This is a genomic window from Kitasatospora sp. NPDC059812 (assembly GCF_042732075.1).
GTDB lineage: Bacteria > Actinomycetota > Actinomycetes > Streptomycetales > Streptomycetaceae > Kitasatospora.
Map to the genome: position 1 here is coordinate 1 of NZ_JBHWIO010000159.1, position 7,588 is coordinate 7,588.

Genomic DNA, 7,588 nt, shown 5'->3' on the forward strand with positions numbered 1-7,588 from the left:
CCCCCCCCCCCCCCCCCCGCCCGGCGGCGCCCGCGCCCCCGGGCGAGGTGCTGCCGCCCACCCCGATCGCGGACTGGCTGGCGGCCCGCGGCGGACCGATCCACGGCTACGCCCAGTCCCTGCTGTGCGAGGTGCCGCCCGGCGCCACCGAACACACCCTGCGCACCGCCCTCCAGCAGCTCGTCGACCACCACGACGCGCTGCGGACCCGCCTGACCGGGGCCCCGGGCGAGCCGCTCGCCTTCGAGATCCGGCCCGCCGGGACCGTCCCGGCGGCCCCGCTGCTGCACCGGATCGACCTCGCCCGCGAGGGCCTCTCCACCGCCCCCGGCCGCGACCCGGCGCCCGCCCTGCTGGAACTCGTCGCGGAACAGCGGCACGACGCCCGCCGCCGCCTCGACCCCTACCGGGGCGACCTGCTGCGGGCGGTCTGGTTCGACGGCGACCAGGGCGGCCTGCTGCTGATGGTGATCCACCACCTCGCCGTCGACGGCGTCTCCTGGCGGATCCTGCTCGACGACCTCGCCCGGGCCCACCGGGCCGCCGCCGACGGCCACCCGGCCGACCTCGCCGCCGTCCCCGTCACGGCCGCCGACTGGGCCCGTGCGCTGCGGGCCGCCGAGGCCGACCCGGCGGTCGCCGCCGACCGCGACCACTGGCACGGCCTGCTGACGGCCGGCACCGGGACCATCGGCACCCGGCCGCTGGACCGCACCCGGGACACCGTGGCCGGGGCCGCGACCCTGCGCACCACCCTGGGCGGCGGCCCGACCGCCGCCCTGCTGACCGACCTGCCCGACCGACTCGGCGCCGCCGTACCGGAGATCCTCCTCGGCGCCCTCGCCGCAGCCCTGCACGGCTGGCGCGCCCGTAGTACCGACGGCCCGCTCCTGGTGGACGTCGAGGGCCACGGCCGCGACCCGGAACTCGCCGCCCTCGACGGCCTCGACCTCTCCCGGACGCTGGGCTGGTTCACGGTCATCCACCCCGTCCTGCTGGACACCGGCCCGGCCGCGCCCGACACCGGGGGAGCGGCCCGCGTCGACAACCTGGCCCCCGCCGACGGCCTCGCCCCCGCCGCCGACGACCTGGCCCGCGCCGTCGCGGCCGCCCGGCAGCGCCTGCGCGCCACCCCCCACCGGGGCCTGACGTACGGGCTGCTCCAGCGGTCCGGCACGCTGCCCGACCGCCCGGCCCCGATCGCCTTCAACTACCTGGGCCGCTTCGACACCACCCGACGCGGCCCCTGGCAGCCCGTCCCCGGCACCCTGCGCGGCGAGGCCGACCCCACTCTGCCGCTCGCCCACACCCTCTCGGTCGACGCCTTCGTGGAGACCGGCCCGGACGGCCCGCGGCTGCGGGTCGAATGGGCCTGGCCGGCCGGCGTGCTGGCCGCCGACGCGGTGGCCGAACTCGCCGCCCGCTGGGAGCAGGCCCTCACCACCCTGTCGTCCGCCGGCCCGCCCCGGGCCGAGGGGCCCGCAGCCGAGGCCCAGCCCGAGGCGCCCGCCGAAACGTCCGCCGAAGCCTCCGCCGAGGCCGCCGCGCCCGCCGCCGTCCTGCTGCCCGCCACACCGCTCCAGGCCGGCCTGCTGTTCCACTCCCGCTACGCCGCCCACGACGGCCGCCGCGACCCGTACCTCGTGCAGCTCGTCCTCGACCTCACCGGCGCGATCGACCCGGAGCGGCTCCAGGACGCCGCCCAGCGGCTGCTGGCGCGCCATCCGCAGCTCGCCGGGGCCTTCACCAGCGGCGAGTCCGGCCCGCCGCAGCAGGTCGTGCCGGTCGAGGTGACGCTGCCCTGGCGCACCGTGGACCTCACCGGGCGGGCGGAGCGGGAGCAGTCCGCCACCGCCCGGCGGCTCGTGGAGGAGGACCGCCGGCCGTTCGCGGTCGACACGCCGCCGCTGATCCGCTTCACCCTGCTGCGGCTGGCCGCCGACCGGTGGCGGCTCGTCTTCACCCACCACCACCTGCTGCTGGACGGCTGGTCGGTGCCGATCGTGCTGCGCGAGCTGCTCGCGCTGCACCAGGGCGTCGACCTGCCCCCGGCGCCGTCCTACCGCCGCTACCTCGACTGGCTGGCCGGGCGCGACGACGCGGCCGCGCGCGGCGCCTGGCGCGCCGCCCTCGCCGGGGCCGAGCCCACCCGGGTCGGCCGGCCCGCTCCGGCCGGCGGCGAGGGCGCCGACGACGGCCCGTCGACGAGCGTCTTCACCCTGCCCGCCGGGCTCACCGCCGGGCTGCGGGCGCGCGCCGCGCAGTGGGAGGTGACCCTCGGCTCCCTGGTGGCGACGGCGTGGGCGCTGGTGCTCTCCCACCTCACCGGCCGCGACGACGTCCTGTTCGGCACCACCGTCGCCCAGCGCCCGGCCGAACTGCCGGAGGCGGAGCGGCTCGTGGGCCTGCTGATCAACACCGTTCCGGTCCGGGCCCGGCTGCACCCGGGCGAGCCGCTGCGCGAGCTCGCCGCCCGGCTCCAGCGGGAGCGCACCGCGTTGCTGGACCACGAGCACCTGGGGCTCACCGCGGTGGAGGAGGCCGCCGGCGTCGGGCGGCTCTTCGACAGTTCGCTGGTGTTCGAGAACTACCCGCTGGACGAGGCCGGGTTCGTCGAGCCCGCGCCGGGCCTGCGGATCGGCGCCGTCGAACCGTTCGACGGCACCCACTACCCGCTCTCGCTGGTGGTGCTGCCGCGCCAGGGCGGCCTGGACGTGCGGCTCCAACTGCGCCCCGCCGAACTGGACCGGTACCTCGACGCGGACCGGCTGCGCACCTTGCTGACGGCCGCCTGCGCCGCCCTGGCCGGTCCGGGCGCGGACGCGCTGACCACCGGCCGGGTCGACCTGCTGCCGCCCGTCCAGCGGGCGGGGCTGCGGGCCTGGGGCACCGGCCCGGCGGTCGACGCCGAACCGGTGTCGGTCGGCGCGCGGTTCGAGCGGCTGGCGGCCGACCACCCGGACCGGATCGCCCTGCGACACGTCGACGGCGCCGGTACCGCCGGCACCACCACGTACGGCGCGCTGAACGCCGACGCCAACCGGCTGGCCCACCACCTGGCGGCCCTCGGGGTGCGGCCCGGCACCCGGGTCGCCGTGCGGCTGCCGCGCAGCCCGGAGGTGCCGGTGGCGATGCTGGCGCTGGCCAAGCTCGGCGCCGTCTGTGTCCCATTGCACCCGGGGTTCCCGGCCGAGCGGCTGCGCGCGCTCGCCGCCGAGGCGGGCACCGAACTGCTGCTGGACGCCGAGCTGTTGGCGGCGGCCCGGCGGGCGGGCGGGAGTACGGACGACCCCGGCGTGGAGGTGCGGCCCGGGCAGGTCGCCCAGTTGCTGTACACCTCGGGCTCGACCGGCCGCCCCAAGGGCGTGGCGGTCACCCACCGCAACATCCTCGCCCTGGCCGACGACCCGCTGTGGCACGGCCCCGACCACGACCGGGTGCTGTTCCACTCGCCGCACGCCTGGGACGCCATGGTGTACGAGCTGCTGATGCCGCTGCTGACCGGCCGCCAGGTGGTGGTGGCCCCGCCGGGGGAACTGACCCCGGCGGACTACGCCCGGGCCGTCGAGCGCGGCGGCGCCACCGCGGCCTGGCTGACGGCGGGCCTGTTCGATCTGCTGACCGAGCAGATCCCGGCGGCCCTGGCCCGGTTGCGCCTGATCTGCACCGGCGGCGACGTCGTGCCCCCGGCGGCGCTCGCCCGGGCCCGGCGGGCCGCGCCCGGCCAGCGGCTGCTGGACCTGTACGGGCCGGTGGAGAGCACGACCTTCGCCCTGGGCCACGAAGTCCCGGCGGGCCCGGTCCGCGAGGGCGGGGCCGTCCCGATCGGCCGCCCGCTCGCGGGGACGAGGGTGCTGCTGCTGGACGCCGCGCTGCGCCCGGTGCCGCCGGGCGTCCCCGGCGAGATCCACCTGGGCGGCGAGGGCCTGGCCGCGGGCTACCACGGCGCCCCGGCCCGGACGGCCGAGCGCTTCGTCGCCGACCCGTACGGCCCGCCGGGCGGCCGGCTGTACCGCACCGGGGACCTGGGCCGGTGGGACACCGAGGGCCGGCTGCACTTCCTGGGGCGCGCGGACCGGCAGGTGAAGATCAACGGGTTCCGGATCGAGCCGGGCGAGATCGAGGCCGCGCTGTGCGCCGAACCGGAGGTCACCGCCGCCCGGGTGGTGCCGCACGGGGCGGGCCCGGCGGGCCGCTCGCTGGTCGGGTACGTGGTCGCCGACCGGCCGGTGGCCGCCGGCGAACTGCGCCGCCGGCTCGCCGGGCGGCTGCCGCGCCACCTGGTGCCCGCCGTGCTCGTCCCGGTCGACGCGCTGCCGCTGGACGCCAACGGCAAGGTCGACACGACCGCCCTGGGCCCGCCGCAGCGGTCGGCCCCGGCGCCGACCCGCTCGCCCCGCCGGGAGGTGCTGGCGGCGCTGTTCGCGGAGGTGCTGCGGGTGCCGGCGGTCGCGCCGGAGGACGACTTCTTCGCGCTCGGCGGCAACTCGATCGCCGCGATGCGGCTGGCCGGGCGGATCCGGTCCACCCTGGGGGTCGACGTGCCGCTCGGCGAGCTGTTCGACGCGCCCACGGTGGCCGGGCTGGACCACCGGCTCGACCGCGCCGCCCGTACCGACGGTGCCGACGGTGCCGAAGGCAGCGCCCCGGCGTTCGGCGACCGGACGGCCCGCCCCGACCGGCTGCCGCTCGCCCCCGCCCAACTGCGCCTGTGGACCGCCAACTACCTGGGCGAGCACCGCCCGGACTACCTCACCACCCTGGCCCTCGACCTCACCGGCGGGCTCGACCCCGCCGCGCTGCGGGCCGCCCTCGGCGACCTGGTGGCCCGGCACGAGGCCCTGCGGACCGTCCTGCCGTACGGCCCGGACGGCCCCGAGCAGCGCATCCTCGCGCCCGCCGACGCCCCGCCCGACGCCCCGCCCGCCGACGCCGACCTCGCCGAGGCCTTCCTCTCCGCCGTCCCGTCCGCCGCGCCCCGCTTCCTCGACGTCCCGCCGGAGCGGCTGGACGCCTGGATCGCCGCCGAACTCGACCGCGGCTTCGACCTGTTGACCGAACCGCCGCTGCGCACCGCCCTGCTGCGCAGCGGCCCCGACCGGCACACCCTGCTGCTGGTGCTGCACCACGCGACGGTGGACGGGCACGCGCTCGAACCGCTGCTGGCCGACCTGCGGTTCGCCTACCGGGCCCGGGCGGCCGGCGGGGCACCGCGCTGGCCGTCGCCCGCCGTCCAGTACGCCGACCACGCCCTGTGGCTGCGGCGGCGGCTCGGCAACGAGGACCGCCCGGAGAGCCCGGCCGCCCGGCAGGCCGCCTACTGGAAGGGCGCGTTGGCCGCCCTGCCGCCGTGGCGCGGCCTGCCGGACGCCACCGGCGCCCCGGGCGCCGGGCCGGGCGCGGCCGGCACCGTCCGCTTCGCCCTGGACCAGCGGGAGCACCGCCGGCTGGCGGCCGCCGCCCGGGCCTGCTCGGCCGGCACCGGCATGGTGGTGCAGGCGGCGTTCGCCGCCGCGCTGGGCGACCTCGGCGCGGGGCACGACCTGCCGATCGGGGTGCCGCTGGCCGGCCGGGACGACGAGGTGCTGGACGGCGTGGTCGGCTGCCTGGTCAACACCGTGGTGCTGCGGGTCGACACCTCCGGCGCCCCGACGGCCCGCACCCTGGTCGGGCGGGTCCGGGAGCGGCTGCTGGCCGCCCACGCCCATCAGGACCTGCCGTTCGACCGGGTGGTGGAACTGGTCAACCCGGCCCGGCAGGCGGGCCGCCAGCCGCTGTTCGGGGTGGCGGTCTCCCACCTGGTGCGGGCCGAGCCGGCCGACGGCGGGCGGTGGGCCGACGCCGTGGCGGTCGCCGAGCGGCCCGTCCCGGTGGCCCGCACGGCCGTGGACCTGCTGCTCCACCTGGTGGAGCGGCGGACCGCGGACGGCGCACCCGGCGGGCTGGAGTGCGCCCTGGTACACGCGCTGGACGGCTGCGACGAGCCGACCGCCCGGCGGGTGGTGGCCGCCTTCCGGCGGCGGGTCACCGAGTTCTGTGACGAGCTGAACAACGAGCTGAACGGCGAGTTGAACAACGAGCTGAACGACGAGGTCGACGGCGGGCTCGACGACGAGCCGGCCGACGAGTCGAACGACCTTGCCCAAGTGCACGACCACAACCACGAAGTGAGGGTCCGATGAGCAGCACCAACCCCTTCGACGACGAGCAGGGCGCGTTCCTGGTCCTGGCGAACGAGGAGAACCAGCACGCGCTCTGGCCCGCCTTCGTCGACGTGCCCGCCGGTTGGCGCAGCGTGTTCGGCGAGGAATCCCGGCAGGCCTGCCTGGACTACGTCGAGAAGAACTGGACCGACCTGCGTCCGCGCAGCCTGGCCGAGGCGATGGACGCCCGCGTCGACTGAGCCCGATCGGCCGGTCCATCAGGGCTGTTCCACCCTGGCTTAAGGATCTTCCGTCCCCCGCAAGCGAACTGACAGCATGTCAGGGACGGGCGCGGGGCCGGCCCGCAGGAACGAGTGCGGCGCGCCTGGGTTTCCCCCACGCCCGGCCGTGCCGCCGGCGAGCCGGCCCCGGAGCCCCGCAGGCACCCGATTGCCGCCCGTCCGGACCGCAGCGCCACCGCCCGTTGTCCGAAGCCCTCACGAGGAGTCACCGATGAACGCTGTCACCCCGCGCCCCGCCGAGCGCACGGCCCGGCCCCGGCACTACCTGATGTGCCGCCCCAGCCACTTCGAGGTCACCTACGCGATCAACCCGTGGATGGACCCGGCGAAGCCGGTCGACACCGGGCTCGCCGTGGCGCAGTGGGAGCGGCTGTACGCGCTCTACCAGGAGCTCGGTCACCGGGTCGACCTGATCGACCCGATCCCGGGCCTGCCCGACATGGTCTACGCGGCCAACGGCGCCACCGTGGTGGACGGCAAGGTGCTCGGCGCCCGCTTCCGCAACGCCGAGCGCGCCGCCGAGGGCCCCGCCTACCTGGAGTGGTTCCGCGCCAACGGCTACCCCGAGCTGCACGACCCGGAGCACGTCAACGAGGGCGAGGGCGACTTCCTGGTCACCGCCGAGTACGTGCTCGCCGGGCGGGGCTTCCGCAGCACGCCGGCCGGCCACGCCGAGGCCCAGGAGTTCTTCGGGCGCCCGGTGATCGGCCTGGAGCTGATCGACCCGCGCTACTACCACCTGGACACCGCGCTGGCCGTGCTGGACGGTGACGAGATCATGTACAACCCGGAGGCCTTCTCCGCGGGCAGCCGCGAGGTGCTGGGCCGGCTGTTCCCGGACGCGGTGCTGGCCGACGCCGGCGACGCCGCCGTGTTCGGCCTCAACGCGGTCAGCGACGGCCTGCACGTGTTCCTGCCGGAGGCGGCCACCGGCCTCGCCGACAAGCTGCGGGAGCGCGGCTTCGAGCCGATCGGCGTCGACCTGTCCGAGCTGCTCAAGGGCGGCGGCAGCGTCAAGTGCTGCACGCTGGAGCTGCGCCACCGGGCCTGACCGCCGCCCGTCCGTCTGTCCGCGGTCGGCCCCTTCGCCCCCCCCCGGGGCGCCGGGGGGGGGGGGCCGGGCGGGCGAGGGGCGGGGGGCCC

General features: G+C 77.7%; 3 protein-coding genes. All 3 read left to right on the forward strand.

Annotation, left to right across the window (positions count from 1 at the left end):
• Nucleotides 1-47 precede the first annotated feature (47 nt).
• On the forward strand, nt 48-6,182 hold the full coding sequence (locus ACFV6D_RS38315) for an amino acid adenylation domain-containing protein (RefSeq protein ID WP_380563340.1): 6,135 nt from the start codon (nt 48-50) through the stop codon (nt 6,180-6,182).
• Nucleotides 6,179-6,403 (forward strand): MbtH family protein, encoded by a 225-nt coding sequence (locus ACFV6D_RS38320; RefSeq protein WP_063349723.1) that lies wholly within the window; start codon nt 6,179-6,181, stop codon nt 6,401-6,403. The genes ACFV6D_RS38315 and ACFV6D_RS38320 overlap by 4 nt, the downstream gene beginning before the upstream one ends.
• Before the next feature lie 253 nt (nt 6,404-6,656).
• Entirely contained in the window at nt 6,657-7,496 is an 840-nt protein-coding gene (gene ddaH, locus ACFV6D_RS38325) for a dimethylargininase (RefSeq protein WP_380563342.1), read from the forward strand.
• The last annotated feature ends 92 nt before the right edge of the window (nt 7,497-7,588 follow it).

What these genes read in the sequence shown, in the direction of transcription:
- ACFV6D_RS38320 (WP_063349723.1), top strand. Translation starts at nt 6,179, where the DNA reads ATGAGCAGCACCAACCCCTTCGACGACGAGCAGGGCGCGTTCCTGGTC.
- ddaH (WP_380563342.1), top strand. Translation starts at nt 6,657, where the DNA reads ATGAACGCTGTCACCCCGCGCCCCGCCGAGCGCACGGCCCGGCCCCGG.